25 protein-coding genes are annotated in these 25,019 nt (G+C 71.0%); 13 read left to right on the top strand and 12 right to left on the bottom strand.

Features of this window, described 5'->3' with window-relative positions:
• Positions 1-87: 87 nt before the first annotated feature.
• The gene (locus tag ACZ69M_RS09195; RefSeq protein WP_470048076.1) at positions 88-1,218 is read right to left on the bottom strand and encodes a serine/threonine-protein kinase; all 1,131 of its coding nucleotides are present in this window, start codon (positions 1,216-1,218) and stop codon (positions 88-90) included.
• A 7-nt stretch (positions 1,219-1,225) separates the two neighbouring features.
• Positions 1,226-3,037 carry a hypothetical protein gene (locus ACZ69M_RS09190; RefSeq protein WP_470048074.1) on the bottom strand — a complete coding sequence of 604 codons (1,812 nt, stop codon included), beginning with the start codon at positions 3,035-3,037 and terminating at the stop codon, positions 1,226-1,228.
• A gap of 720 nt (positions 3,038-3,757) precedes the next feature.
• Between ACZ69M_RS09190 and rpmG the strand changes: the two genes are divergently transcribed.
• The 3 genes from rpmG to ykgO all read left to right on the top strand — a co-directional run bounded on the left by rpmG (position 3,758) and on the right by ykgO (position 4,490).
• Positions 3,758-3,922 (top strand): 50S ribosomal protein L33, encoded by a 165-nt coding sequence (rpmG, locus tag ACZ69M_RS09185; RefSeq protein WP_054230143.1) that lies wholly within the window; start codon positions 3,758-3,760, stop codon positions 3,920-3,922.
• 144 nt (positions 3,923-4,066) lie between these two features.
• On the top strand, positions 4,067-4,327 hold the full coding sequence (locus ACZ69M_RS09180) for a type B 50S ribosomal protein L31 (RefSeq protein WP_470048071.1): 261 nt from the start codon (positions 4,067-4,069) through the stop codon (positions 4,325-4,327).
• Between the two features lie 40 nt (positions 4,328-4,367).
• Complete coding sequence (ykgO, locus tag ACZ69M_RS09175; protein ID WP_054230145.1) at positions 4,368-4,490, top strand: type B 50S ribosomal protein L36; 123 nt, start codon at positions 4,368-4,370, stop codon at positions 4,488-4,490.
• A 114-nt stretch (positions 4,491-4,604) separates the two neighbouring features.
• Here ykgO and ACZ69M_RS09170 read toward each other — a convergent pair whose 3' ends face one another.
• Positions 4,605-5,723 carry a sensor histidine kinase gene (locus ACZ69M_RS09170; protein ID WP_470048069.1) on the bottom strand — a complete coding sequence of 373 codons (1,119 nt, stop codon included), beginning with the start codon at positions 5,721-5,723 and terminating at the stop codon, positions 4,605-4,607.
• A complete protein-coding gene (locus ACZ69M_RS09165) occupies positions 5,720-6,391 on the bottom strand; it encodes a response regulator (protein ID WP_470048067.1) in 672 nt (223 codons plus the stop codon). The genes ACZ69M_RS09170 and ACZ69M_RS09165 overlap by 4 nt, the downstream gene beginning before the upstream one ends.
• Before the next feature lie 202 nt (positions 6,392-6,593).
• Here ACZ69M_RS09165 and ACZ69M_RS09160 point away from each other — a divergent pair, with 202 nt between their 5' ends.
• From ACZ69M_RS09160 to ACZ69M_RS09150, 3 genes are all read left to right on the top strand, one after another.
• Positions 6,594-7,835 carry a DUF418 domain-containing protein gene (locus ACZ69M_RS09160; RefSeq protein ID WP_470048065.1) on the top strand — a complete coding sequence of 414 codons (1,242 nt, stop codon included), beginning with the start codon at positions 6,594-6,596 and terminating at the stop codon, positions 7,833-7,835.
• Positions 7,832-7,972: a hypothetical protein gene (locus ACZ69M_RS09155; RefSeq protein ID WP_164404939.1), complete on the top strand. Its 141-nt coding sequence runs from the start codon at positions 7,832-7,834 to the stop codon at positions 7,970-7,972. The genes ACZ69M_RS09160 and ACZ69M_RS09155 overlap by 4 nt, the downstream gene beginning before the upstream one ends.
• Before the next feature lie 351 nt (positions 7,973-8,323).
• Positions 8,324-8,668 (top strand): acetyl-CoA synthetase, encoded by a 345-nt coding sequence (locus ACZ69M_RS09150; protein WP_470048062.1) that lies wholly within the window; start codon positions 8,324-8,326, stop codon positions 8,666-8,668.
• A 44-nt stretch (positions 8,669-8,712) separates the two neighbouring features.
• On the opposite strand, the gene ACZ69M_RS09145 is transcribed toward ACZ69M_RS09150, so the two are convergent.
• Positions 8,713-11,358, bottom strand: coding sequence for a beta propeller repeat protein (locus ACZ69M_RS09145; protein ID WP_470048060.1), 2,646 nt, complete (start codon positions 11,356-11,358; stop codon positions 8,713-8,715).
• Positions 11,359-11,658: 300 nt separating this feature from the next.
• Between ACZ69M_RS09145 and ACZ69M_RS09140 the strand changes: the two genes are divergently transcribed.
• Positions 11,659-11,856: an antitoxin gene (locus tag ACZ69M_RS09140; RefSeq protein ID WP_095851535.1), complete on the top strand. Its 198-nt coding sequence runs from the start codon at positions 11,659-11,661 to the stop codon at positions 11,854-11,856.
• Between the two features lie 61 nt (positions 11,857-11,917).
• Here the strand turns inward: ACZ69M_RS09140 and ACZ69M_RS09135 are convergent, their stop codons facing one another.
• Together ACZ69M_RS09135 and ACZ69M_RS09130 are read right to left on the bottom strand one after the other, a co-directional pair.
• Positions 11,918-13,099: a glycosyltransferase gene (locus tag ACZ69M_RS09135; RefSeq protein WP_470048387.1), complete on the bottom strand. Its 1,182-nt coding sequence runs from the start codon at positions 13,097-13,099 to the stop codon at positions 11,918-11,920.
• A gap of 844 nt (positions 13,100-13,943) precedes the next feature.
• Positions 13,944-14,426, bottom strand: a complete 483-nt coding sequence (locus tag ACZ69M_RS09130) for a MarR family winged helix-turn-helix transcriptional regulator (protein WP_470048058.1) — start codon at positions 14,424-14,426, stop codon at positions 13,944-13,946.
• 164 nt (positions 14,427-14,590) lie between these two features.
• Between ACZ69M_RS09130 and ACZ69M_RS09125 the strand changes: the two genes are divergently transcribed.
• Both ACZ69M_RS09125 and ACZ69M_RS09120 read left to right on the top strand, forming a co-directional pair.
• Entirely contained in the window at positions 14,591-16,108 is a 1,518-nt protein-coding gene (locus ACZ69M_RS09125) for an MFS transporter (protein ID WP_470048056.1), read from the top strand.
• Positions 16,109-16,245: 137 nt separating this feature from the next.
• Entirely contained in the window at positions 16,246-16,947 is a 702-nt protein-coding gene (locus tag ACZ69M_RS09120; RefSeq protein ID WP_470048055.1) for an SDR family oxidoreductase, read from the top strand.
• Positions 16,948-17,002: 55 nt separating this feature from the next.
• On the opposite strand, the gene ACZ69M_RS09115 is transcribed toward ACZ69M_RS09120, so the two are convergent.
• Positions 17,003-18,385 carry a vWA domain-containing protein gene (locus tag ACZ69M_RS09115; protein ID WP_470048054.1) on the bottom strand — a complete coding sequence of 461 codons (1,383 nt, stop codon included), beginning with the start codon at positions 18,383-18,385 and terminating at the stop codon, positions 17,003-17,005.
• The gene (locus tag ACZ69M_RS09110; RefSeq protein WP_470048385.1) at positions 18,382-19,239 is read right to left on the bottom strand and encodes an AAA family ATPase; all 858 of its coding nucleotides are present in this window, start codon (positions 19,237-19,239) and stop codon (positions 18,382-18,384) included. Before ACZ69M_RS09110 ends, ACZ69M_RS09115 begins: the two co-directional genes overlap by 4 nt.
• Positions 19,240-19,397: 158 nt before the next feature.
• On the opposite strand from ACZ69M_RS09110, the gene ACZ69M_RS09105 reads away from it, so the two are divergent.
• Positions 19,398-19,967: a TetR/AcrR family transcriptional regulator gene (locus ACZ69M_RS09105; RefSeq protein ID WP_470048052.1), complete on the top strand. Its 570-nt coding sequence runs from the start codon at positions 19,398-19,400 to the stop codon at positions 19,965-19,967.
• A gap of 71 nt (positions 19,968-20,038) precedes the next feature.
• Here ACZ69M_RS09105 and ACZ69M_RS09100 read toward each other — a convergent pair whose 3' ends face one another.
• Entirely contained in the window at positions 20,039-20,230 is a 192-nt protein-coding gene (locus tag ACZ69M_RS09100; protein ID WP_470048407.1) for a hypothetical protein, read from the bottom strand.
• Between the two features lie 317 nt (positions 20,231-20,547).
• On the opposite strand from ACZ69M_RS09100, the gene ACZ69M_RS09095 reads away from it, so the two are divergent.
• Complete coding sequence (locus ACZ69M_RS09095; RefSeq protein ID WP_470048051.1) at positions 20,548-21,129, top strand: dienelactone hydrolase family protein; 582 nt, start codon at positions 20,548-20,550, stop codon at positions 21,127-21,129.
• Between the two features lie 70 nt (positions 21,130-21,199).
• On the opposite strand, the gene ACZ69M_RS09090 is transcribed toward ACZ69M_RS09095, so the two are convergent.
• Together ACZ69M_RS09090 and ACZ69M_RS09085 are read right to left on the bottom strand one after the other, a co-directional pair.
• Positions 21,200-22,366: an acyl-CoA dehydrogenase family protein gene (locus ACZ69M_RS09090; RefSeq protein WP_470048050.1), complete on the bottom strand. Its 1,167-nt coding sequence runs from the start codon at positions 22,364-22,366 to the stop codon at positions 21,200-21,202.
• 63 nt (positions 22,367-22,429) lie between these two features.
• Positions 22,430-23,632, bottom strand: coding sequence for a CaiB/BaiF CoA transferase family protein (locus tag ACZ69M_RS09085; protein ID WP_470048048.1), 1,203 nt, complete (start codon positions 23,630-23,632; stop codon positions 22,430-22,432).
• Positions 23,633-23,688: 56 nt separating this feature from the next.
• Here ACZ69M_RS09085 and ACZ69M_RS09080 point away from each other — a divergent pair, with 56 nt between their 5' ends.
• Positions 23,689-24,063, top strand: a complete 375-nt coding sequence (locus ACZ69M_RS09080) for a helix-turn-helix domain-containing protein (RefSeq protein WP_470048046.1) — start codon at positions 23,689-23,691, stop codon at positions 24,061-24,063.
• Between the two features lie 55 nt (positions 24,064-24,118).
• Complete coding sequence (locus tag ACZ69M_RS09075) at positions 24,119-24,997, top strand: HTD2 family dehydratase (RefSeq protein WP_470048044.1); 879 nt, start codon at positions 24,119-24,121, stop codon at positions 24,995-24,997.
• Positions 24,998-25,019: the final 22 nt, after the last annotated feature.

Genomic DNA, 25,019 nt, shown 5'->3' with positions numbered 1-25,019 from the left:
TCCGTAGCCCGTAGCCCGTAGCCCTTTGACACCAGCAGGACGCGGGAAGGGACAAGCCAAGGGAGATACCAAGCGAGATACGGGGCTTCAGCCGGTGCCCTCCTTCCAGCGCGACGCCTCCCGGTAGGCCTCGAAGACACGGTGGTGATCGGGGCCGAGCAGGCGCGCGCAGTCCTGCCCCAGGCGCTGGCAGAGCGCGGCGGCGCCTCGGGAGTCGCCCGACTCGCCGGTGAGCCTGGCGTGCCGGGCGCGTGCGTCGAGGACGTCCGTGTCCATGGCCCGGGGGCCGTCGGCGTGCAGCTGGATGAACCGTTCCAAGGTCTGGATCTCGGCGATATGGCGCGTGTCGACGTGTGGATCCGCGGAGTCGTCCGAGACGTACTCGATCTGCTGGACCGCCCGGGCCACGGCTCGGGCGTCGGGTGGCCGGTTCCCGGGTGACTTCTCCAGCAGTCTCAGCACGAGGGAGTCGAGAGGCCGGGGGATCCCGGGACGCAGCGCGCCCGGCGGGGCGGGCACTTTCTCCACGTGGTGCCACATGACGGCATAGGGATCCGAGATGTGGCCGAAGGGAGACCAGCCGGTGAGCATCTCGTACACGACGCAGCCGAGTGAGTAGAGGTCGCTGAGAGCGCTGCCGGACTCCTCACGGAGCCGCTCGGGGGAAGCGTAGTGAACGGTGCCCCACCCCGGACCGTGCGTGGAGGACGCGTCGATGAAGCGGGCGAGGCCGAAGTCGACGACCTTGGCGGATCCGGTGGTGTCGATGACGATGTTGCCGGGTTTGACGTCCCTGTGCACCACGCCCGCCTCGTGGGCGTCGGCGAGGCCGTCGCAGATGTGCCTCGTCCAGCGCACGGTCTGTTCCAGGGTGAGGTGCCGACCCTGCCCGGTGTGGGCGGAGAGCGGCCTGCCCTCGATGTACTCCATGACGGAGTACAGGATGTCGCCGTCCTCGCCGTGGTCGTAGATGACGGCGACATGGGGCCGGTTACGGATGCGCGCCATCGCCTGAGCCTCCTTGCGGAATCGCTCGACGCGCCGGTTCAGTTCCTCGGAGTGCTCGCCCTGTCCGGGGTGACGGTGCAGTGTGGCCACCTTCACCGCGACCGGCCGGTTCAGGCGGAGGTCGAGTCCGAGCCAGACGGAGCCCTGGGCGCCGCGGCCGAGGGGCGACTCCAGCTTGTATCGCCGGTCGAGGACACGTCCTGATTCCATGATTGCGTCACTTGCCCGTCGGGTCCCAGGCGCACAGCTCGGGCAGCCGCGCGACATGCTCGTTCCATTCGGCGAAGAACTCGATGCGCCGGCTCAGCACATCCTGCAACCGGCGCTGCGCACTGCGCCGCCGCACCACGCCGGCCTCGCGGATCCTGCCGCGCTCGGTCGGTACGCGCGTCATGTCCAACACCCCCCACACCCCGGCGAAGGCGCCGACCAGCAACACGAGTGCCAGGAAGAAGCCGCCGAGGAGGAAGGGGGCCAGGACGACGGCCGACAGTCCACCGGCGGTGCCCCCTACGCGCCGCGGCAGGTTGCGGTCGACCGCCGCGGCCTCGGCCTCCGTGCGTTCGAGCAGTTCGCTCTCCAGCTCGTCGGCCAGGGATTTCCCGTCGACGGACGCGGCGGGGTCGGTCGGCAGCAGAGCGTGCCAGCCGTCGATCGCGATACGGATGTTCGCAGGCCGGTGGCTCAGCGAGGCCACCACCAGCTCCTCGGCGGCGGTGCACAGGTTGGGCAGCATCTGCATGAGGGCGAGGCGGCGCGCGTCGTCTCCGAGTGCGATCTGACTCGGTTTGAAAACGGCGTTGTCGAGGAGCGTCGTGAAGTCCATGACCTCGGCGTCCGCCTCCTGGCGCAGCGCGTGCTCCTCCTGTGCCGCCTTCTCGTCGCCCCGGTGCTCGATGAACCGGAGCAGCGCCTCCTTCTTGGTGTGCAGGGCGGCCTCATCGGGTTCGAGATGGCGGATGAGGCGGTCGATGGCCGTCTCGGCGTAGCGGACACGTCCGGGGGCGGACGCCGTGCGGTTCGGGGGTGGGAACTCCTTGCGGAGGTGGGCGAGGGTGCCCGTGGTGACGGTGGCGAGCCGCCAGTGTTCGAGGAGCGCCGGCCAGTCCCCGTCGTACGCCTGGCCCAGGGACTCGAACCGGTCGCCGGGTGAGGCGAGGAGTTTGCGCAGCTGGGGTGTCCACCGCCGCACACTCGCCCTGGCCGCCGTGCCGCCCGCCGCCGCCTCGGTGCCCCAGCGCACCATCACCTGCCGGGCGTAGCTGTGAGCGAGGTCGCCGAGTTCGCGGCTGGCGACGGCGTCGAGGACCACGAGGAAGTCCCTGCCGAGCCGATCCGGGTCGACGGCGTGCTGAAGGTAGCCGTCCATCCAGTTCCCGGCCCGCTCGTGTTCGCCCAGCCTGGCCGCGGCGAGTGAGAAGAACAGGTTGGCCTTGCCGAGGTCGAGCCCCTGCGCCTGCCCCATCGCGGTGAGCCGGACTTCGTCGTCCCCGTCCAGTCGGGCGGCGACCGCCAGCGTTGCGTGGGCGAGCCAGAAGTCGGGGTCGTGGACCAGGTGTTGCTCCACGAAGAGCCGGAGGTTGTCGGTCCTCAGCACCCCGCTCTTCACGAGCTGCGGGGTCAGCTGTTTGACCAGGCCACGAGCGAGAGAGCGCACCTTTTCCCGGTTGCCGAACCTGCGCTGCCAGTCCTCGGTGATCCGGTCGAGCTCGAACCGCGCGGCGAGGACGGCCTGGTCGCGTTCGTACTGGGACCGGAAGTCCGTGAGTTCGGCCTTGACCTGGCCGATCTCGGACCGGGTCCGGGACAGCCCCTCCCGCAGCTCTTCGGTGGCGGAACCCACCGATTCGATCTGAAGGGCGAGTTCGTTGGCTCTGCCGCGCAGGGCCTCCAGGCCCCCGGACAGCGTGCCGAACCGGTCGTGCAGGGTCTTCAGGTCGCCTTCGCGGCGCTGCTGTGCCTCGCGTATCTCCTTGAGGCCGTCCCTCAACTCGTTGAGACTGGCCTCGGCCTCGGGCTGCTCACTCACACCGCTCCCCGTTCGTCCCGCCGTGCGGTTTCGGTCTTCGGAACAGGTACCTTCTGGCGACGCACCGGAGGAGCGCAAGGGCGCGTAGCGGCGCGCGCGGCGCATGTGGGGCTTCGGACGGGCGCCGGTGCGCGGAGACAGCTGCATCGGCTCACTCGACTTCGTGAGTGCCGTTCACTCGACTTCGGGCTTCCCCGGCGCGCGGACGAGGCGCGTGAGCGCCGTCGAAATCCTCGTGGGCTGCCGGGGGCAACCACGTCCGGGAGCCGGCCGGACACGGCTCGGTCCGGGAGGACTCACTCACCGAGCCCGCCGAACCACTCCACACCGCCGAGGCGCCTGCATGCGCGCCGCGTCGGCGCAAGGGGCGCCGGTCGGACTTCCTGCTCCCGCCCGGGTGCCGGGCCTGGCGGTGTCATGCACCGCTCCGGCTGCGCTATGATTGATCTTGAGCAGCCCGCCGGAGGACTTCGGCGGACGGCCTCGCGTTGGTGGTCCAAGGAAAGATGCCCCGCTTCCTGCGGGGAGATGCAGGTGCAAGGCCTGCCCGGCGCTCCACAGCCCCGCCTCCTGTGTTCCGGAGGCGGGGCTTGTTTCGTTTCGCCCCCAGCCTCTCAGCCTCCCTGCCGCCCGGGAATGCGCCGACCAGGTCCGCTGTTAAACCCCACGTAGCTGACATGCGCGAGTCAAGATCGCGGATGTGGGCGGAAGGAGGACCTCATGGCACGCAACAGCGCGCGACCCGTCGTCACGCTGAGGTCGACAGCCGGGACCGGCGTCACCTACGTGACGCGGAAGAACCGCGGGAACGACCCCGACCGGCTCGTCCTGCGTAAGTACGACCCGGTGGTCGGTGAGCACGTCCCGTTCCGCGAGGAGCGCTGAGCCGAGCCCGGCGACACCGGGCGGAGCGTCACAGGACGGTCGACCGTCACCAGACCGTCGACCGTCACGGAACCGGGACCGGGACCGGGACCAGAAGCAGAACCGGAACCGGAACCGTCGACCGTCACCAAGGGAGGCAACCTCATGAAGCCCCGCATCCACCCCGAATCCCGCCCCGTCGTCTTCCGTGACCGGGCCGCGGACATGGCGTTCGTGACCCGTTCGACCGCGCACTCGTCGAAGACGATCGAGTGGGAGGACGGGGTCACCTATCCGCTGATCGACGTCGAGATCTCGTCGGCGAGCCATCCGTTCTACACCGGGACCTCGCGGGTCCTGGACACCGCAGGCCGCGTGGAGCGCTTCGAGCGGCGTTACGGCCGTACGGCGTCGCCGCGGCACTGACGGCGGGTTCGACAGTTCACAGCACGAGGAGGACAGATCCATGAAGGTGCGCAAGTCCTTGCGTTCGATGAAGTCCAAGCCGGGGGCTCAGGTGGTCCGTCGACGGGGCGTGGTCTTCGTCGTCAACAAGAAGAACCCGCGTTTCAAGGCCCGCCAGGGCTGACGTCGCCCCGGGGGGAACGAGCGTCGCACACCACGCCCGTACCGCATGCCCAAAGCCGGCGTGCGGTACGGGAGTGAGCCTTTGCCCGAGGTGTACGGGCCACGGCGTCGCGGCTCAGTCCGTGTCCGTCGGGATGCGGAGCGTCACGCGGTAGCCGCCGTCGAGGGTGGGGCCGGACTCGAACGCCCCGCCCAGGAGTTCGGCGCGCTCCCGGAGACCGACGAGGCCCTGCTGTGAGCCGGGCAGGGGCAGGGAGGGGCGGGTGGGGGCGTTGTTGGTCACCGTGACGCCGAAGCGGTCGTCGGAGTGCCACAGGCGGACGGTGGCGGCGGCGCCGGGCGCGTGTTTGCGTACGTTGGTCAGGGACTCCTGCACGGTGCGGTAGAGGGCGCGTTGCGCGGGGGTGGCGATGGCGGAGGGGAGTTCACCCGTCAGGGTCGTCTCGATGCCGCTGGTCGACACGAGCTTGTGCAGGTCGGCGAGTGTGGGCTGCGGGGTGAGTTCGCCGACGCGGCCCCCGGAGGCCCGCAACAACGCGACCATGTGGCGCAGTTCGTCGAGCGTGTCGACGCTGAGCGAACGGATGGTGCGGGCGCCCTCCTTGAAGTGCGGATCCTTGGTGGCGACCTGAAGGGCACCCGCCTGTACGGCGATCAGGCTCACCTGGTGGGAGACGACGTCGTGCATCTCGCGGGCGAGCTGGGCACGTTCCCGGGCCAGGACGGCCTGGGAGTGCAGCAGCCGCTCGTGTTCGCGGGCCTTCTCGATCTCCGCGAGCCGGTCGGCCAGGTCCCGCCGGGCCTGGACGAGTTGGCCGAGCAGCACGGGGGCGGCGGCCGTGGCCAGGGTGTAGAAGAAGTAGATCAGCGTCCAGGCGCGTTCGTGTGAGCCGACGTTGCCCAGGGGCCAGGGCACGGCGGAGGCGCCGGCGAACAGAAAGGCGGCCGCGACCAGCAGCCGACGGTCGCGGGAGCGCTCTGCGAGGGTGAACAGCGCGGCGAACGGGGCGAAGACGATGTCCACCATCAGGCTGGCCGGCAGCGTCAGCAGGAACACCGTGAGCGGAAAACGGCGACGCAGGGTGAGCGCGGCACAGGCGACGGCTGTCGCCGCCGTCGCGAGGCGGCTCGAGTCTTCGAGGTTGATCAGGACGTCCACGGCGGCCACGGCGACGACCAGGGCATCGACGCCCGGATCCGGGATCCGCGTCCACCACGGCCTGCCTCCGTTCATCGCGGGTCCTCCGACTCGTTCCGCCCGTCCAGCAGGCCCGCCCGCTGGGCGAGCAGCGCGGCCCGCACCCGGCTGTTCACGCGCAGCTTGGTCAGGATCGCACTGACATGGTCCTTGACGGTGCCGGCGCTGAGGTGGACGCGGCTGCCGATGTCGGCGTTGGACAGCCCCTCCGCGATGAGCACCAGCACTTCGCGCTCCCGATCGGTGAGCCGTCCGACGCGGGCGGCCTCCTCGTCGTCCGCGGCGGTCGCGCCCGGGTGGCTCTGCCACACGGCACGGGACGCCTTCGGTGACATCACGACACCGCCCGCGCACAAGGTCCGCACCAGTTGCGCGAGTTGGTCCGGCTCGGTGTCCTTGAGCAGAAAACCGGCCGCCCCCGAGCGCAGCGCGGTGAGGATGTACTCGTCGGCGTCGAACGTCGTCAGCATCGCCACCACGGGCGCGTCCGGCAGAGCCCGCAGGTGCCGCAGCACGGTCAGACCGTCGACGTCCGGCATCCGGATGTCCAGCAGTACGACGTCCGGTCCCTCCCGCCGTACCGCCTCCACGGCCTCCGCGCCCGTCGTGGTCGCGACGACCTCGATGTCGTCGGCCGCGCCGAGGATGAGCTCGAAGCCGGACCGCACCAGGGCCTCGTCGTCCACCACCACTACCCGGATCACGTACGTTCCGCCTCGTCCTCGATGCCATCGATGTTCTCGATGTCGATTGTCGTCACTGTGACCGTAGAACGGGAAAAGCCCGGTGCGGCGCTCCGGCGGAACGGCCCGGCCACCCGGCGGGTCGGTTCCAGTCGTCCGGGGGGTGTGGACCGGACGCCTGCCGGATACTGCGCGAGCGGTGATGCTCAGAAGCCTGTGACCCATGACGCAGAACGCGCACGACACGGCGCTCCTGGCACCGCCCCGACCGGAGGCGCCCGCATCCACGCAACTCCCCGGCATCCGGCCCTCGGTGGGGCGCCTGATCGGAGTGGACCTCGCCCGGGGGCTCGCGGTCTTCGGGATGTACGCGGCCCACGTCGGCCCCGATCCCTCCGAGGGCGGAGCGACCGGCTTCTTCATGGAACTGGCTCACGGCCGGGCCTCCGCGCTCTTCGCCTTCCTGGCCGGCTTCTCGATCGTGCTGATCACCGGCCGCCGTACCCCCAAGACCGGCCGCGCGGGCCGCCAGGCGGTCGCCAAGGTGGTGATCCGAGCCCTCATCCTGCTGGTCCTGGGCACCGCGCTCACCCTGACCGGCACCCCGGTCGAGGTGATCCTCGCCTTCTACGGCGTGTACTTCCTGCTGGTCCTGCCGCTGTACCGGCTCGGCGCCCGACCGCTGGCGGTCATCGCCGTGAGCGGTGCGCTGATCCTGCCTCAGGTCCTCTACGTGGTGCAGCAGGCCCTCAACCCCGGTGGCGGCGACGGCGGCCGCCCGGGCGGGATCTGGGCCTGGCCCGCCGACGCGGACGGCATCGTCTCGTTGCTCTTCACCGGCGGTTACCCGGCCCTGGCCTGGATCCCGTTCGTCGTCGCCGGCATGGCCGTGGCCCGGCTGGACCTGGCCTCCACCGTCGTCCGCGCACGCCTCGCGATCACCGGTGTCTCGCTGGCCGTCCTCGGCTACGGCGGCTCCTTCCTGGCCCTGCGTCTCGTCCCCGGCGCCGCCTCCGCGCTCCGCGCCTCCGGCGGGGGCGAGGGAGGTTCGGTCATGTCGGCCTGGTGGTCCGACGCCGCGGGCTACCCGACCGGCACCACCCCGGCCTGGCTGCTGGCGGCCTCGCCGCACAGCGAGACGACCCTCTCGGTCGTGGCCAACACCGGCGTGGCCATCGCGGTTCTGGCCGCCTGCCTAGCCGCCACCGACACTCTCCCGCGCTTTCGCCGACTGGCCGCTCCGGTCATCGCGGTGGGCACGATGTCCCTGACCGCGTACGTCTTCCACATCGTCGCCATCCGCGCCCTGGGCATAGAGGAACTGCCGGGTTTCCCGCTGCACGTGCTGCTCGGCTTCCTCGTGGCCGTGACCGTGTTCGCGACCCTCTGGTCCCGCCACTTCGCGCGCGGCCCGCTGGAGTGGCTGCTCGGCCGGGCCACCAGGATCGCGGAGCGCGTCCGATGAGGGGCCCGTCGAGCGGCCGCTGGGAGCCCTGGTTCCTGACGGCGGCCGCGGCGGCGGCCGTCCTGGGCGTCCTGCGCCCGGACCTGTACGCCGACGCCGTCGACCACGTCGTCACCACGCTGGTCGGACACCCCTGACGGAAGGCCGGCGACTCGGGACCGCCGCCCTGGGCGGGGCTTTCGGCCCGTCGACGTCGGCGCTCGTGCCGCACGGTTCCCGGGAGGCGGGCATGCTGGTGCTCGTCGGGGAACGGGCCGGACGGGCGGAGGCGCGCGATGCGGTGGTGGGCCGGTTGGTCGGTGGTCGTCGGAGTGGTGTTGCTCGCGGCGTGCGGTGGACCGGGAGGCGCAGGACGGGGACCGTCGTCCGGACCCACGAGTGCCTCTGCGAGCGCCTCCACGACCGCCTCCGCGAGTGCGTCTACGAGTGGGACGGCGGAGCCGGGGCGAGGGGCACCGTCCGCGTCCGGCCCCGGATCCGCCGCCCCGGTGGCCAGTTGCTTCGCCGGGCGGGTGGAGGTCACCGTCAGGCCGGGGGACGCGGTCGAACGGCGGTTGTGCGTGCGGGCCGGGGCGGTGGTCGCGCTCACCCTGCGGCCGCGTGTCGACGACCGGCGATGGACGGCCGTCCGGAGTGCGGCGCCCGCAGTGGTGCTGGTCTCCGGATGGCGTGTCGACGCCGACGGGACCGGCCGTGCCGACTTGCGGTGCGCGAGCGTACGGGGCGGGGCGGCCGGGATCACGGTGACGGCGAAGGCTCCGGACGTGGCGGGCGCGGCGCGCACCGCGTTCACGCTCCGGGTGAGTGTGGTCCCGTACGCGAAGGAGGGGTGAACCCGCCGTGTGCGGCGGGTTCACCCCTCCTTCGTGCGTGCGGGTCAGCCGCAGTCGCGCACCTTGATCGTGTAGATGCCGCGGCCGTGGGTGGCCGCGTACAGAGTGCCGCCGTCCGGGCTCAGCTTCAGCTGGAGCACGGCGACCGCCGGGAGCCGGCCGACGCGCTGCCATGCCGTACGGCCCGGGGCGCGGTAGACCACGCCGAGGTCGGTGGCGACGGCGAGGCCCCCGTCGGCCGTGACGACCGCGGAGTTGGTCGGCACGTCGGGGAGATCCGCGGAGATGTCGGTCCAGGTGGTGCCGCCGTCCTTCGACTCGAAGACATGGCCCACGCCCGCGCCGGGGCCCTCGGTCCAGTGCCGGGAGAAACCGTTGACCTCCAGGTACACATGGTCGGCGTTCTTCGGGTCGACGGCGAAGCCGCTGAGGTAGCGGTTGGGCACGGTCGCGTCCACCGGCAGGGTCACGTCGTGCCAGCCCGTGCCGTCCTCGTTGCCGACGGAGATGCCGCGCGCGAAGCCCTGGTTGTTGCAGGGGCCGCACCAGGCCGCGTACACCTTGCCGCCCGACGCGGCGACGGCGGTCGCGGTGCGGCCCGCGCCGAGGTCGTACAGGCTGGTCCACTCGGAGCCGCTGCGGATGGCGTAGCCGTGGGTCTGCACCCACACGTGCCGGCCGCCCGCGATCCAGGTCGAGCTGTTCTTCATGTCGGCGGCGAGCGGGGCGATGAAGCGGGCCTCGCTGGTGGCGTTGTCGGCCGGTGCGACGTTGTACGAGGTGACCTTGCTCGCGTCGCTGACCCAGGAACCGTCGTTGGCGGCGCAGTTCTGCGTGATCTGGACGGCGAGGTAGACGTACTCCTCCGCGATGTCGCAGCCGTTGGCCGGGTCGGTGAGCGTGTCGCCGCCGTCACCGCCGAAGTCGGAGCCCATCACCTTGTCGTCGCTGCGCAGGATGGACTGGCCGTTGTCCTGGAGGCCACCGGTGACCGAGACGCCGCCGTGGGCGAGGTCCTTGCCGATACCCACCGAGTAGTACTGGAGCGTGTCGATCGTGCCGTCGTTCAGGGACGTCCAGTCGGTGGCGTGGCCGGAGGAGTCCTGGGCGCCGTCGAGCGGCCGCCGGTAGGCTCCGCCGTCGTTGCCGACGTACACGTAACTCCTGCCGTGGAAGCGGCCGATGGCGACCCCGTGCTGGTCGGAGTGGGTCGTCGCGTTGCAGTCGCCGGTCTGCTCGGCGGGGTCGATGCTCCAGCAGGGGAAGCCGAAGTTCCAGTACGGGCCGACGGTGGACCAGGTGCCGCCGCCGTCCTTGGTCTCGTAGACCTCCTCCAGACCCGCGTACACGTGCTGCGCGTCGGCCGGGTCGACGGTCAGGAACTGGTTGTACCAGGCCTGTACGCCGGGCATGTAGCCGCTGGAGGTGAGGGCCGAGCCGTCGGCGGCGAGCTGCTTGTAGTCGGCGATCTTCGTCCACGGACCGAAGGGAGAGCCTGACTTGGCGACGTAGATACCTTCGAGGCCGCTGTCCGGGTTGGTGTTCAGCTGTTCCGGCGACTGGTCGATGGCGTAGTACCGCGAGCCGTCGGCGGACCGGGCGAAGGTGACGTTGCCGACGTTGTCCGCGTCGGACGGCAGATCGCCCAGACCACTGGTGATCCGCGTCCAGGTGCCCCGCACCTTGGTGTAGAAGCCGTTGTAGTCGTCACCGCTGCGCCAGCCGACCGCGAGGACCACCTTGGAGGGGTCTTTCGGGTCGATCGCGATGTCACCCGCGAGGTTCTTGTACGGGGCGGAGGGGTCGCTCGCCAGTGAACCACCGGGGAGGTAGTCGGGGTTGGGGGCGAACTCCAGCTTCCAGGCGCCGACGAGTGTCTTGGTGGAGTGGCTCCACACGCCCTCGCTGGTCGCCGCCCACACCTTCCCGCCGCCGAAGCGCAGCTGGTGGATGGTGGTGCTCTCCAGCTCGTCGCCGCCGACCCGGCTGCGCGCGGAGAACGTGCCGTGGTGTGCGTCGGTCAGCACGTACACCCCGCTGCCGAGGTAGGCGTCCGCGTTGGTGTTCGCCTCACCGGTGCCCAGCCACAGCCGCCCGGACCCGTCCAGGGCCAGCGCGCCGGTGGACTGCGAGGACAGCCGGTCGCTGATGGGCTCCCAGTGTCCGCCGCCGGACCGGGAGCGCCAGGCGCCGCCGCCCGCGCTGCCCGCGTAGACGTACCCGTCGTCGTCGGCGGCCATCGCCGCGAGGCGGCCGGTGACGTTGCCCGAACCGCCGCTGGAGTTGGAGTCGAAGTCGCGGTAGCGCGGGTCGTCGGAGTTGTACGGCAGATCGGTGACGTTCCGCCAACTCCCACCGGTGGAAGGCAAGTTGTTCAGAGTGCTCCAGGCGGCGCCGTAGGCTCCCGGCGCGACGACGCCCGGTGAGGTGCGGGCCTCGGCGTACTGGTCGGCCCCCTCGGCTATCTCGCCGGACTCGTTGCCGCCGTCGGAGTCCTGCGCCGTCACCTTCGGGGTGATGCCGCCCGTCGACTGCGTGCGGCCTGCGGCGAGTCGGGCGAGCGTGCGGGCCCCGAAGGGGTGGCCCCCGTCCGGGCCGGGCGCGGCGCCGGCGGGCAGCGCGACGAGCGCGGCCGACGCGGTGACGGCACAGATCGTGAGCCATCGTCTCTTGCGGGTGGTTCCTGACACGTGGTCCTCCCTAACGGCGTTGACACAGCCTTGGGGCAGACAGGACCACGAGGGACGGGCGGGAGTCCCGGGGCTTGCCCAATTCTTGTCCAGAACCTGCCATGAACGGGGTGTTGTGCAACGAGGCGGCGCGCAGCCGGGCACCGGCGCGCGGGCGCGCGTCGGGCTCCGGCGGGCCGGGTCGGTCCGCGCCGTTCGCTCCCTTTGCCCAAGGGCGCCGCGCCCTGGGCCTGTCGGCCGCCGAGGGCCGGGTGGGATCGTGACCCTGATCAGGCGGTGCCGCCGGAGAAGGAGTCACGCGTGTTCGACAACCTGAAGAACCTCAAGGACAAGGCCGAGGAACTTGCCGAGGCCCACGGCGACACGATCTCCGACGGTCTGGAGAAGGCCGGCGACATCGTCGACGACAAGACGGACGGCAAGTACACCGACAAGATCGAGACCGGTGTGGACAAGGCGCAGGAGTACGTCGAGAAACTGGGCGAGAAGGAGGCCTGACCCCGTGCGGCGTGCGCAGCCCCCAGGGCGCCCCGGGGGCGCCCCTTCCCGGCGGGCTCTCTCAGAAGGGTTCCGGGAGAGGCACCCGGCCCGACCTGCTGCGCACCTGTTCGATGAGCGCGGCGTACGCGGCGATCATCCGGGTGCGGCTGAAGCGTTCGCGGCTGAGGGCCAGGGCCGGTGCGAACTCGGCGCCCCGCGCCACCGCCTCGGACCAGGCCAGGGCGATCGCCTCGGGGTCGGGCGGGGTGAGGAAGCCGTGCCCGGTCACGATCGAGGCGCTGTCACCGACATCGGTGGCGACCGGTACGGCCCCGCACATCATGCCCTCGATCAGGCACAGCGGTGCCGCCTCGCCGCTGGAGGAGGTCAGCGACACCACGTCGGCGGCCGCGTAGACGGTCTCCATGTCGTGCCGTACGCCGAGCAGGGAGAGGCGTTCGGCGAGCGGGGCGTCCTCGCCGAAGGCGGTGGCGATGTCCTCACGCAGCCAGCCGTTGTCCCGCGTCATGCCCGCGCCGCACATCAGGACGTGGCCGTCGGGCTGTCGGCGCAGCCAGGCGCGGGCCGCCCGGAGGAACAGCGGAACGTTCTTCATCGTGGCGTAGCGCGCCGCGAAGACGATCACGGGCGCACGCTCCGGGATGCCCAGGGACGTCCGCAGCAGCGCGCGTCTGAACGGGTCGGGGCGGAATCGCAGCAGATCCACGCCGTTCGGGATGACGTGGAGCAGTCCGGCCGGGATCCCGGCCGCGGCGTACGCGGCGCGCGTCGACTCGGCACAGCAGATCCCGGCGGCGATCCGGCCGTCGGCGACCGCCGTCCGCAGTTCGTCCAGGGCCGCCCCCTGGTTCTCGGGGTCGGAGCGGTGCAGACAGACCACGACGGGCCGCCGGGGCAGGCCTGCCTGGTTGAGCAGGCCGAGCGGCTGCTCCTTGAGGGACAGGATGACGTCCGCGGCGGCCACCGCCCGCGTGGTGGCGGCCAGCTCCGGCCCGGTGAAGGTCTCGGGGCCGCCGGGTGCCGCGGGGGTGCGGCCCAGCGAGGTGACCGGCACGCCCGCCGCGGTCAGTGACCGGTAGCAGACGTCGTCCTCCATCCGCTGCCGGGTCTCCTCCCGATACATTTCGCCATTCACGCTCAGCACCGCATGCCGCTGGCCACCCTCATGGAGCCCCAGCACCACATCACTGTGCACGATCCGGGCCCCGCCCGAGAAGAATCCTTCATAGATCGACAGCACACGCAGTTCGTCCATCACGCGCACCTCTTGGCCCGTCTCGCAGAAAGGGAGGAAACCTTTTCAACCCCTGTGATCTGCGGGTTCTCCGCTATGGACACAGGAGAAACTTGCGAGCCCGTGAACTCGTCGTTTCAAATTCGGACACGATTGGTTACGGCGTACTGTTCGGTTGATCAGTCGGATGAAGACGCAGAGGTCGCGGGCCGGGCGGCCCTTGTCACACCAATCGGATGGTAAAAAACAGGCCAGAAATTTCCTGGTCCGGGGACGCGCGACACGTACAATCCGCGCCGCGGCCGAGAGGGGGCGCCGCCCTCGCTCGACCGAAGCGGAAGGGTGAATGCCTGGGGGGAGCGGCACCGGCGACGCGGGGCCACGCGTCTGATTCCCGCAGCGCCGCGCTGTTCGTCGTAGGGGAACCGGGCCTGGGACGGACCACCCTGCTCCGCAGGATCCTCACCCTCGACGACACCGTCCGGGCGGTGTATCTCTCGGGCGCCGCGGCCCCCTCGTACAGGAAGAGTTCGAGGCCGAGCGCTCCATGGCCGCCGCCGCGCTGCTGCCCGACGCGTTCGACGAGCCGCACCCGGGCGTGGGCGTCGGATTCGCGTACCGCCGTGGTCAGGACGTGCGCCAGGATGTCGGACACATCGGCGATCACATCGGCACTGCCCACCGCGGCCACCCCCCTGTGTCTGCCCGGGGGTTCGTACACGACCCCGGCCGATCACCAGTGAGGTCAGGACGGAGGCGCCCCCGGCTCTTCCGGGAAATCCCTGGGTCCCTCCCTGGGAGGAACTGGGCACGCGGAGGAACTGCTCGGTCAGGGCGTCCCGTTCGGGGGTCAGGAAGCGCGGTCGTCCTCGCCGACGAACAGGCGCGAGAGCAGGCCTTCGAGGGTGGACCGCTCGGCGTCGCTGAGTGAGTCGAGGGCCTGGTGGGTGCCGTGCATACCGTCCCGGATGCTCGACACGGCGGCCGCCCCGTCCTCCGAGAGGACGACGTTCTTGACCCGCCGGTCGGTGGGGCTGGGCTCGCGGTAGACGAGGCCGCGGGCCTCCAGCCGGTCGATGATCCCGGTCATGTTCGAGGCGTCGCAGCGCAGTGTGCCCGCCAGGGCCCGCATCGGAGCCGGGCCCTGGCGCAGGACGTTGAGCGCCTTGGCCTGGCTGTAGGTGAGGCCGTGCGCGGCGGCGGCACTGGTGAGATCCGCGTAGAGGCTGACCATCGATGCCCACAGGGTGTCGAGAAGCTGGACGTTGGAGACGGTGAGGGGTCCGCTGTCGGACGCCTCGGTGGAGCGGTTCGTTCCAGATGTCGCGGACATGGATCCAGCGTAACCCGAAACTTGACTACCTCAACCTTCGATGCTTACCTCTATCAAGTTACTTGAGGACCTCAAACTTATAGGCTCTACAGCTTTGCGGTCTTCAAGCTTCGCGGCATCACTCTCCGTGATTGCTTGACGTCCTGACCAAACGGAAGAACATCGTGACACCCACAGATCGCGTGGCGCCCGGGCGCCCCACCGGCGACCTCTCACTCGTCCTGGTCCTCGGCCTCGCGGCCATGATCGTCTCGATGATGCAGACCCTCGTCGTACCGATCCTGAGCATCATCCAGAGCGACCTCGGTACCACCACCGCCAACGTCAGCTGGGTCACCACCGCGACCCTGCTGTCCGCCGCGGTCTTCACCCCGCTGCTCGGCCGGTTCGGCGACATGCACGGCAAGAAGCCCACGCTGATCGGGGTTCTGCTGCTGATGATCGCCGGTTCGGTGCTGGCGGCGACCACCACCTCGCTGCTGTGGCTGATCGTCGGCCGAGTGCTCCAGGGTGCGGCCACCGCGATCTTCCCGCTCGCCCTCTCGGTCCTGCGCGAGGAGATACCCCCGGCGAAGCTGCATGGCGCGATGGCGCTGGTGAGCGGCACGCTCGCGGTCGGCAGCGGACTCGCCCTGGTCGCGGCAGGCCTGCTCACGCGGGGCTCGGACCCCGACTATCACCGGGTGTTCTGGCTCGCCGTGGGGCTCGCGGCCCTCGCCCTGGTCGGTGTCGTCCTGCGCGTGCCCTCCGCACGCTCGACGACCGGCGGCCGTACCGACTGGCTCGGCGCGGGAACGCTCGCCGCGCTGCTCGTCCTGCTCCTGCTGCCGATCTCGCAGGGACACGAGTGGGGCTGGTCCTCCGCCCGCACCATCGGCCTGTTCGTCGCCGCGGTCGTCATGGCGGGCGTCTGGGTCCTGGTCGAGCGCAAGGTCCGCGAGCCGATGGTGGACATGAGGATGTTCGCCCACCGCCCGGTGCTCTTCACGAACCTCGCCGGCCTCTTCCTCGGCTTCGCGATGTTCTCCCAGTTCATCGGCGTCGCGTACCTGGCGCAGATGCCGAAGGAACTCACCGGGTACGGATTCGGCGCCTCGGTGCTGCGCGCCTCGGTCGAGTACCTGCTGCCGACCACGCTGATCTCGCTGCTCGCCGCACAGTTCGGCGGGATCCTCGTCGGGCGGATCGGGGCGCGGTTCACCCTCGCCGTGGGCGCGGTGTTCGGAGTCGCCGGCTTCGCGTGGCTCACCCTGGCGCACGACACCTCCGCGTCGGTCATCCTGGCGGGCCTGCTGATCGGTGTCGCGATCAGCTTCGGCTACGCGGCCATGCCCGCGCTCATCGTGGCGAGCGTGCCGCACCACCAGACCGGCATCGCCAACGGCCTCAACTCCATCTCCCGTTCCGTCGGCAGCGCGATCGCCAGCGCCGTGATCACCTCGCTGCTGGCGTCCAAGACCATCCAGCATCTGCCGGCCGGTGTGCCCGCGCTGCCCGCCGAGAGCCAGTTCACGCTGAGCTTCGCGATCGCAGGGGTCGCGTTCGTGCTGATCGTGGCCGTGGCGCTGGTCGGTCTGACCAGGGGCGCGGCCCAGGAGTACACGGTCGAGAAGAAGGCAGCCGCCACCGACGACGCCGGGGCGGACGAGGCTGTCGTGGAGACGGCGGGCGTCACGTCCTGACCCGTACACGGTCAACGGCTCGCCCCGTCCATCGGGGCGAGCCGTTTTCGTGTCCGCGCCTTGCCCTTGGAAACCGATCGGTTTACTCTTCCGGTGAACGGAAACCGATCGGTTTCCTCATGGCTCCGGGAGTTCTCATGACATCCATCGAAGGTTCGGTCGTCCTGGTCACCGGCGGCAGCCGCGGCATCGGCCGCGCGCTCGTGCAGGCCCTCTACGAGCGCGGCGCGTCGAAGGTGTACGCCACCGCACGCGACCCGCGGACCGTCACGCACCCCGACGCGGTGCCGCTGGCGCTGGAAGTGAGCGACCCCGCGTCCGTCGCCGCGGCCGCCGAGCGCGCGCAGGACGTCACCGTCCTGATCAACAACGCGGGCGCGTCCGTGAACGCGAACTTCCTGGACTCGCCCGTCGAGGACGTCCGCCGCGAGTTCGAGACGAACTTCTTCGGCCCCCTCCTCGTCACGCGCGCCTTCGTGCCGATCATCGAGCGCAACGGCGGCGGCCACCTCCTCAACGTCCACTCGGTGCTGTCGTGGGTAGGGCTCCTGGGCTCCTACAGCGCCTCCAAGGCGGCCTTCTGGTCGCAGACCAACTCCCTGCGCCTCGACCTGAAGCCGCGCGGCATCGACGTCACGGGACTGCATGTCGGTTACGTCGACACCGACATGGCCGCGAAGGTGGACGCGCCGAAGTCCTCGCCCGAGAGCGTCGCGGCCCAGGCCCTCGACGGCATCGAGTCCGGTGCCTTCGAGGTGCTGGCGGACGACCTCACCCGGCAGGTCAAGGCCCAGCTGTCCGAGGATCTGGGCGTGATGTACCCGCAGCTGGTCGCGTAACGGAGGCGCGGAGGCACAGGGGCAGGGAGGCCGGTCCCGTTCCGCCCCCCGGCGGTCAGACCGGCAGCAGTCGGCCGATCAGCCCGCTGAGCTGCCCTACGTTGCGGCACTCGTGCATCTCGACGAGCTCGGCGTACTCGGGCGCCGCCGAGTCGCCCGTACCCCACTGGGAGAGCGGCTCGGGGTTCAACCAGTAGACACGGCGGGCCCGTTCGGAGAACCGCCGGACGGCCGGCAGATTCGGGTCGCCCATGTTCGTCCGGGCGTCGCCGAGGACGAACACGGTCGTGCGCGGTCCCACCGCGTCGACGTACCGTTCGGCGAACTCGCCGAACGCGACGCCGTAGTCGCTGCTGCCGTGCCAGCCCGTCAGCGTCGCCTCGGAGCGGATGCGGGCACCCAGCCCCTCCGGATCGGCCCTGCCGTGCACGAGCAGGCCGGTCACCTCGTCGATCCGGTTGACGAAGGCGAACACCCGCACCTTGCTGAACTGGTCGTGCAGCGCCTGCACCAACAGCATCGTGAAGTCCGAGAAGCCCGCCACCGAGCCCGACACATCGCACAGCAGCACCAGTTCGGGCCGGACGGGGCGGCGCCTGCGCAGCACCGGCTTCATGGGCACCCCGCCGGTGGACAGGGAACCGCGCAGGGTCCGCCGCAGGTCGATGGTGCCGCGCGCGGCCCGGCGGCGGCGTGCGGCGAGCCGGGTGGCCAGCTTGCGCGCCAGCGGCTGCACCGTTCTGCGCAGCTCGGCGAGCCGGTCCCGCCCCGCGAACAGGAAGTCGACCCGGTCGGCGGTCGGGGCCACCGCCCGCCGCGCCAACTCGTCCCGGCCGCGCCGCTCGGCGACCCGGCGCCGCGCCTCCGTGGCGACCAGCGCGCGGAACACCTCGATACGCCGCCGGATCTCGTCCTCCAGCAGCCGGTCGGCGAACCCCGCCGCTCCCTCCTGCCGTGCCCGGACGCTGTCACGGACGCGCGCCATCAGCGTCTGCGGGCGGAGCCGGTCGAGCGTCTGGTGCGACGACCAGCCGTCCGACCCCGGCGAGGAACCGTAGCCACCGAAGCCGTCCACCGCCTCGATCGCGAGCCGCTCCAGCAGCTCCCGGTCGCCCGCGGCGAACGCCGCCGCGAGCCGCTCGCGCAGCTCCTCCCGGTCGGCGGCGGGAGCGTCGCTCTCCCGCCCCTCGGAGGTCGGCGCCCCGACGAGACGCGGGAAGTACAGGTCGAAGACGGGGTCGAACACCCGGCGCTGCCCGGTGCTGTGCAACAGGGTGGCGGCGAGGCCCTCACGCAGCAGTTCCCGGTCGGTCAGGCCGAGCGCCGCCACCGCCTGCGCGGCGTCCACCGTCTCGCCGGTACCGATCCGCACGCCGTGCGCGCGCAACGCGCCGACCAGTCCCGTCAGCCGCTCGGCGACGCCCGTCGGCGCGTTCACATGGCGTCCAGGTCGAGCTTGGCGGCCGCCTTGAGGATGTCGTCCTGGTGCTTGAGGAGCACGCCGAGACTGTCACGTACGACGGTCCCGTCGAGGGTGTCGGCGCCCAGCGCGAGCAGGGTGCGCGCCCAGTCGATCGTCTCGGCGACCGAGGGAACCTTCCGCAGGTCCATCTCGCGCAGTGCGCCGACCACCCGCACCACCGACTCCGTCAGCGCCGCGTCCAGACCCGGCACCTTCAGCCGTACGATGCGACGCTCCAGCTCCTCCTCCGGGAAGCCGATGTGGAGGAAGAGGCAACGGCGGCGCAGCGCCTCCGACAGCTCGCGGCTCGCGTTCGAGGTGAGGACCACGAAGGGCCGGCTGGTCGCGCTGATCGTGCCGAGCTCCGGGACGGTGACCTGGAAGTCGCTGAGCACTTCCAGCAACAGCCCCTCCACCTCGACGTCGGCCTTGTCGGTCTCGTCGATCAGCAGCACCTTGGGATCGTCGCCGCGGATGGCGGTCAACAGGGGGCGCGCCAGCAGGAACTCCTCGCTGAAGATGTCCGTGCGCGCCTCGTCCCACGTCTCGTCGCGGCCCGCGCTGATGCGCAGCAGCTGCTTGGCGTGGTTCCACTCGTACAGCGCCCGGGACTCGTCGACGCCCTCGTAGCACTGAAGCCGGACCAGTCGCGCCCCGGCCACCTGGGCGACGGCCTTGGCGAGTTCGGTCTTGCCGACCCCGGCGGGGCCCTCCACCAGGAGCGGCTTGCCCAGGCGGTCGGCCAGGAAGACCGTGGTCGCGACCGCGGGCGAGGCCAGATAGCCGGTCTCGGCGAGACGCGTGGAGACATCGTCGACGGATGTGAACAGCAACGGGGCCTCCAGCGCGGCACGGCGGGGTGGGACACACGGTCCGAACGTCACTATCCAAGCGCTTGTTCAGTCGCCGTGTCACGTGTGATTGCGCCCACGCGGCCTGGGGAGACCGATCGGTTTCCTTGTCTCGTCCCGCGCGGTAACCTGCCTTTATGGCCACTACAGACAAGGCATCCACAAGGGACCGGTTGCTGGACGCGGCGGCCGACCTCGTCTACCGCGAGGGCGTATCCGTCGGCATCGAGGCGCTGTGCCGGTCGGCCGGCGTCTCGAAGCGGTCGATGTACCAGCTCTTCGACAGCAAGGACGACGTCCTCGCGGCGAGCCTGGAACGGCGGATTCCGCTGTACGAGAAGCAGCTCGCGCCGGATCCGGAGGCTGCCGGGACGCCGCGCGAGCGCATCCTGGGCATCTTCGAGCGGGCGGAGGCGGCCTCGGCGCGGCCCGAGTACCGCGGCTGCCCGTTCCTCGCCGCGCTCGTCGAACTCAAGGACCCCGAGCACCCGGCGTCGGTGGTCGCGGGCGGTGCGAAGGGGCGCATGAAAGAGGTGTTCCGTGCGCAGGCCGAGCAGGGTGGTGCGCGTGATCCCGAGCTTCTCGCCCGTCAGTTGATGCTGGTGTTCGACGGCGCGAGCGCCCGTGCCGGTGCCGGGATCGAGACGCTGGCAGGGCTGACCACGACGACGGTGACGGTGCTGCTGGATGCGGGCGGGGTGAAGTAGGCGGGACCTTCAGGCGCTGGGCGCCGTGCCGGGGAACGGCTGGCGGAGCCTGCGCGGGGGGCATACGGGTGTCACGGCTGCGGTCCGTTCCGACAGAGCACCGGCGCCGGAGCCGGGACCATGGCCGGCCGGCGCTCGGCGGGGACCGGCAGGTGCCGGTGGACCGGCACCGCGGCCGGCCATGACAGGGCGATGGAACCCCAGGTCAGGCCCCCGCCGAAGGCGGTGAGCAGGCTGCGCTCGCCGGGCCGCCAGGTCGTCATTGCTGACGACACGCTCCGGCAGGCACGTGCCGATCCCACAGATCACAGCAGCTGACATCACGACCGCCCTTCCCCCCGTCAGCTGCCGGTCAGCAGCATGGTGCTCACCTGACCCGTTGTGGATCAACAGGGACAAGCGCGCTCAGGGGGCGCGCACTTCGGCAAAGAAGCACTCCGCCGTCGTGCCGCGCATCCGATGGACGGAATACGGAACGCCTGACTCCGGGCGCCCGGCGACCGCCGGGCGATGTCAGTGCCCCGGTCCATACTCGGTCCCGCGGAGTCACCCGGGCTGCGCGCCGAAGGAGGGGGCCGACATGGCTGAAGTACTGCTGTTCCACCACGCGCACGGACTGACGTCCGGCGTGCACGCGTTCGCCGAATCGCTCAGGGGAGCCGGACACGCCGTCCACGTGCCGGATCTGTACGAAGGGCTGGTCTTCGAGAACCTGGAGGAGGGCGTCGCGCACGCCCAGGCCATCGGGTTCGGCACCCTTGTCGAGCGCGGCAGGGCCGCCGCGGCCGAGCTGCCCGCCGAGCTGGTGTACGCCGGTTTCTCGCTGGGCGTCCTGCCGGCGCAGTACCTCGCCCAGACCCGGACCGGTGCGAAGGGCGCGCTGCTGTTCCACTCCTGCGTCCCGGCCTCGGAGTTCGGCGGCGACTGGCCGCGGCAGGTCCCGGTCCAGATCCACGGCATGGAGGCGGACGAGTACTTCGTCGACGAGGGCGACCTCGACGCGGCCCGCGCCCTCGTCGAATCGGCCCCCGACGCCGCCGAGTTGTTCCTCTACCCCGGCAAGCAGCACCTGTTCGCCGACAACAGCCTGCCGTCGTACGACGAGCACGCCGCCACCCTGCTCACCCGGCGCGTGCTCGCCCTCCTCGACGGCATCGAGTAGGGGCCCGACGACGTTCGTCGACTGCGACCCGAGCCGGGTCAGGATCGGGAGGGGGCGGGGCGGGACGGGCTCACGCGTCCAGCCGACCCCGCTCGACGAGCTGGCGCACGATCACGTTCCGCTGGATCTCGTTGGTGCCCTCGCCGACGATCATCAGCGGGGCGTCCCGGAAGTAGCGCTCCACGTCGAACTCGGTCGAGTAGCCGTAACCCCCATGGATGCGCACGGCGTTGAGGGCGATCTGCATGGCGGTCTCGGAGGCGAACAGCTTGGCCATGCCCGCCTCCATGTCCACGCGCCGGCCGGCGTCGGCCTCGCGTGCGGCATGCAGGGTGAGGTGGCGCGCGGCGGAGAGGGACGTGGCCATGTCCGCGAGGTAGTTGCCGATCGACTGGTGCTGCCAGATGGGCTTGCCGAAGGACTCCCGTTCCTGTGCGTACGCGAGCGAGTCCTCCAGGGCCGCCCGGCCGACGCCGAGGGCGCGGGCGGCGACCTGGAGCCGCCCGGTCTCCAGCCCCTTCATCATCTGGGCGAACCCCCGGCCCTCGACTCCGCCCAGGACGGCGTCGGCCGGCGCGCGGTGGTCCTCGAAGGTCAACTCGCAGCTCTCCACGCCCTTGTAGCCGAGCTTCGGAAGATCGCGGGAGACGGTGAGACCGGGACCGTGCTCGACCAGGAGGACGGAGATGCCCCGGTGGGCGGGGGTGGCGTCCGGATCGGTCTTGCACAGCAGGGCGATCAGCCCGGACCGCCGCGAGTTGGTGATCCATGTCTTCGAGCCGTTGACCACATAGCCGTCCGCGGTCCTGCGGGCGAGTGTGCGTATCGCCTGGAGGTCGGACCCGCCGCCGGGTTCGGTCAGCGCCATCGTCGCCCGGACCTCGCCGGTGGCCAGCCGAGGCAGCCAGCGGCGCTTCTGCTCCTCGGTGCCGAAGCGCAGCAGCAGCTTGGCCACCACGGTGTGGCCGCCCATCGCGCCCGCCAGGCTCATCCAGCCGCGGGCGAGTTCCTCCGTGACGAGCACATAACAGGAGGTGGAGACAGGGGTGCCGCCGTACTCCTCGGGGACGGCGAGCCCGAAGATCCCGAGCTTCTTCATCCGCTCGATCAGGGCTTCGGGATAGGTGTTGGCGTGTTCGAGTTCCCGGACGACCGGCTTGACGTCCTTGTCGACGAACTCGCGCACGGTGGCGACGACGAGCCGCTCGTCCTCCGACAGGACGTCGAGAGTGCTCATGCTGTGCGGCTCCTTGGGGGACGGGCGCGGAAGAGGAAAGGGGAGAAGCGCAGGGCCGGGGATTCAGACGACGCCGTCGGCCCGGAGGGCGGCGATGTCGGCCGCGCTGTGTCCCAACGCGGCCAGGATCGTGTCGGTGTGCTCGCCGACGGCGGGAACGGCGTCCATACGGGGAGTGACCCCGGCCAGGTCGACGGGCGGCAGCAGCGCGGGCACGGGCCCCGCGCCCCCGGGCAGTCGGACGCCCTGCCAGCGGTGGCGCTCCTCGAGTACGGGGTGGGTGAGGAACTCCTCGACCGTGTTCACACCGGAGTTGGCGATCCCCGCCGCGTCCAGCAGCTTCATCGCCTCCTGACTGTCCAGCGCGCGGAACCGCGCGGCCACGATCGCGTTCAGCTCCTCACGGTGGGACACACGGTCCGAGCCGGTGACGAAACGCGGGTCGTCGACGAGGTCCGGACGCCTGAGGAACCGCTCGCACAGCGCGGCCCATTCGCGCTCGTTCTGGATCGAGAAGAGCACGTCCTTGCCGTCGGCCGCGGGGTAGGCGCCGTACGGGGCGATGGTGGCGTGCTGGGTGCCGAGCCGTGGCGGCTGGGTGCCGCCGTGGCGCGTGTAGTACGCCGGCTGCCCCATCCACTCCGCCAGCGCCTCGAACAGCGAGACCTCCACCGCGCGGGCGACTCCCGTGGTGGCGCGCGTGAACAGGGCGGTGAGGACGCCCGAGTAGGCGTACATCCCGGCCGCGATGTCGGCGATCGACACCCCGGTCCTGGCGGACCCGTGCTCGTTCCCCGTCAGGGAGACCAGCCCGGTCTGGCACTGCACGAGCAGGTCGTACGCCTTGCGATCGGCCCAGGGCCCGCTGGTCCCGTATCCGGAGATGGTGCACGGGATCAAGGACGGATACCGCTCCCGCAACGCCGGGCCGTCCAGCCCGAGCCGGGTGGCCGCGCCCGGCGCCAGGTTCTGCACGAAGACGTCGGCACCGGCGAGCAGCCGCTCCAGGACGTCCCGGCCCCGGGCCGACTTCAGGTCCAGGGTCAGGGACTCCTTGGAGCGGTTGAGCCATACGAAGTAGCTGGACTCGCCGTGCACGGTGGTGTCGTAGCGACGGGCGAAGTCGCCGCCTCCCGGGCGTTCCACCTTGATCACCCGGGCGCCGAGATCCGCCAGCTGACGGGTGGCGTAGGGCGCCGCCACGGCCTGCTCGACGCTGACGACGGTGATGCCGGAGAGCGGAAGCGCTTCGGAGAGCTCGGTCATGGGGCGACCTCCAGAGGCTGGCCGGGAGTCCGCGGCGACGCGGCCGTGATGCCATCATGGTCGCTCATGGAGGCCTCGGTGAAATAGCAAACCCTGATGGCCCCATAGCGGATACGAATGCGGACACGGACGCACGGGAGGCAGCGGTGGACGTGAAGCAGCTCAAGGCGCTCGTGACCGTCGCCGAGGCCGGCAGCGTCACGCGGGCGGCGGAACTGCTGCACCTGGTCGAGCCCGTGGTCACCCGGCAGATCCGCACGCCGGAGGAGGAACTCGGCGTCGCCCGAGGGCAGCCGGCCCGCCGCGAAGCTGCACGGGCAGGGCGCGGCGACCGAGGGGGAGTGAGGCGAGTGAGGCGAGTGAGCCGGGGGAACCGCCTGCGCCGAGCGGGCCGACAGGGCCGAACGGGCTCTCATACCGCCGGGCTATAGAGGCATCAGAACCTTCTATTGTCCAACTTCGCTCATCAGCGCACATGATGGAGAGATGCAGCGCACCTCGGGCCCGCTCTGGTCCTCCGTGGAGTCGTGGGCCCCCGAGGCGGTGACCGACGTGGACGACCTGCACGCCGCCCCCGTCGCCGCGCTGTCGGCCCTCCTGGACGAGCCCGCACCCGTCGTCGCCGCCGGCGACCCCCTGCCGCCCCTGTGGCACTGGCTCTACTTCCTGCGCTGGCCGGCCCAGCGAGACCTCGGAGCCGACGGCCACCCCCGGCACGGGCACTTCCTCCCGCCGGTCCCCGACCGGCAGCGGATGGTCGCCGGAGGGCGGTGCACGGTCGACGAGCCGCTGCGCCTCGGCGAGCGAGCCGAGCGTGTCAGCAGCCTGGGGGCCGTGACCACCAAGCGGGGCAGGAGCGGAGAACTCCTCTTCGTGACCCAGCGCCACGAACTCCGCCAGCGCGGCCGTACCTGTCTCGTCGAGGAACAGGACATCGTCTACCGTTCCGGCCGCACCTCGACCCCCCACACCCGGGCGGCGCTCGACCCCTCGGCGACTCCCCGGCCGGACGGCCACTGGCACCTTCCCCTGCACCCCGACCCGCCCCTGCTGTTCCGGTTCAGCGCGCTCACCGCCAACGCCCACCGCATCCACTACGACACGCCGTACACCCGGGACGTCGAGGGCTATCCCGGGCTCGTCGTGCACGGCCCGCTCCTGGCCCTCCTGATGCTGGAACTGGTCCGCCGCGACGCCCCCTCCCGACAGGTCCTCTCCCTGTCCTACCGGCTGCGCAGCCCCGTCTTCGCGGGCGAACACCTGCTGGCCCGCGGGACGCCCCGCGACGACCGCGCCGACCTGTCCGTCGCCACCCACCGGGACCCCGCGCACGCCACGGCCGAGGTCACCTTCACGGGGCGCTGAGCCCTCGGGTATCCCGATCAGG

The sequence above is a fragment of the Streptomyces sp. NPDC107454 genome (assembly GCF_055582885.1).
This window is presented reverse-complemented; position numbering and strand designations above follow the sequence as displayed.

Bases quoted from the DNA above. Each gene is read 5' to 3' on its own strand.
- ACZ69M_RS09195 (WP_470048076.1), bottom strand. From the start codon at position 1,218: ATGGAATCAGGACGTGTCCTCGACCGGCGATACAAGCTGGAGTCGCCC.
- rpmG (WP_054230143.1), top strand. From the start codon at position 3,758: ATGGCACGCAACAGCGCGCGACCCGTCGTCACGCTGAGGTCGACAGCC.
- ACZ69M_RS09180 (WP_470048071.1), top strand. From the start codon at position 4,067: ATGAAGCCCCGCATCCACCCCGAATCCCGCCCCGTCGTCTTCCGTGAC.
- ykgO (WP_054230145.1), top strand. From the start codon at position 4,368: ATGAAGGTGCGCAAGTCCTTGCGTTCGATGAAGTCCAAGCCGGGGGCT.
- ACZ69M_RS09170 (WP_470048069.1), bottom strand. From the start codon at position 5,723: ATGAACGGAGGCAGGCCGTGGTGGACGCGGATCCCGGATCCGGGCGTC.
- ACZ69M_RS09160 (WP_470048065.1), top strand. From the start codon at position 6,594: ATGACGCAGAACGCGCACGACACGGCGCTCCTGGCACCGCCCCGACCG.
- ACZ69M_RS09155 (WP_164404939.1), top strand. From the start codon at position 7,832: ATGAGGGGCCCGTCGAGCGGCCGCTGGGAGCCCTGGTTCCTGACGGCG.
- ACZ69M_RS09130 (WP_470048058.1), bottom strand. From the start codon at position 14,426: ATGTCCGCGACATCTGGAACGAACCGCTCCACCGAGGCGTCCGACAGC.
- ACZ69M_RS09120 (WP_470048055.1), top strand. From the start codon at position 16,246: ATGACATCCATCGAAGGTTCGGTCGTCCTGGTCACCGGCGGCAGCCGC.
- ACZ69M_RS09105 (WP_470048052.1), top strand. From the start codon at position 19,398: ATGGCCACTACAGACAAGGCATCCACAAGGGACCGGTTGCTGGACGCG.
- ACZ69M_RS09100 (WP_470048407.1), bottom strand. From the start codon at position 20,230: ATGACGACCTGGCGGCCCGGCGAGCGCAGCCTGCTCACCGCCTTCGGC.
- ACZ69M_RS09095 (WP_470048051.1), top strand. From the start codon at position 20,548: ATGGCTGAAGTACTGCTGTTCCACCACGCGCACGGACTGACGTCCGGC.
- ACZ69M_RS09090 (WP_470048050.1), bottom strand. From the start codon at position 22,366: ATGAGCACTCTCGACGTCCTGTCGGAGGACGAGCGGCTCGTCGTCGCC.
- ACZ69M_RS09085 (WP_470048048.1), bottom strand. From the start codon at position 23,632: ATGACCGAGCTCTCCGAAGCGCTTCCGCTCTCCGGCATCACCGTCGTC.
- ACZ69M_RS09080 (WP_470048046.1), top strand. From the start codon at position 23,689: ATGGTCGCTCATGGAGGCCTCGGTGAAATAGCAAACCCTGATGGCCCC.
- ACZ69M_RS09075 (WP_470048044.1), top strand. From the start codon at position 24,119: ATGCAGCGCACCTCGGGCCCGCTCTGGTCCTCCGTGGAGTCGTGGGCC.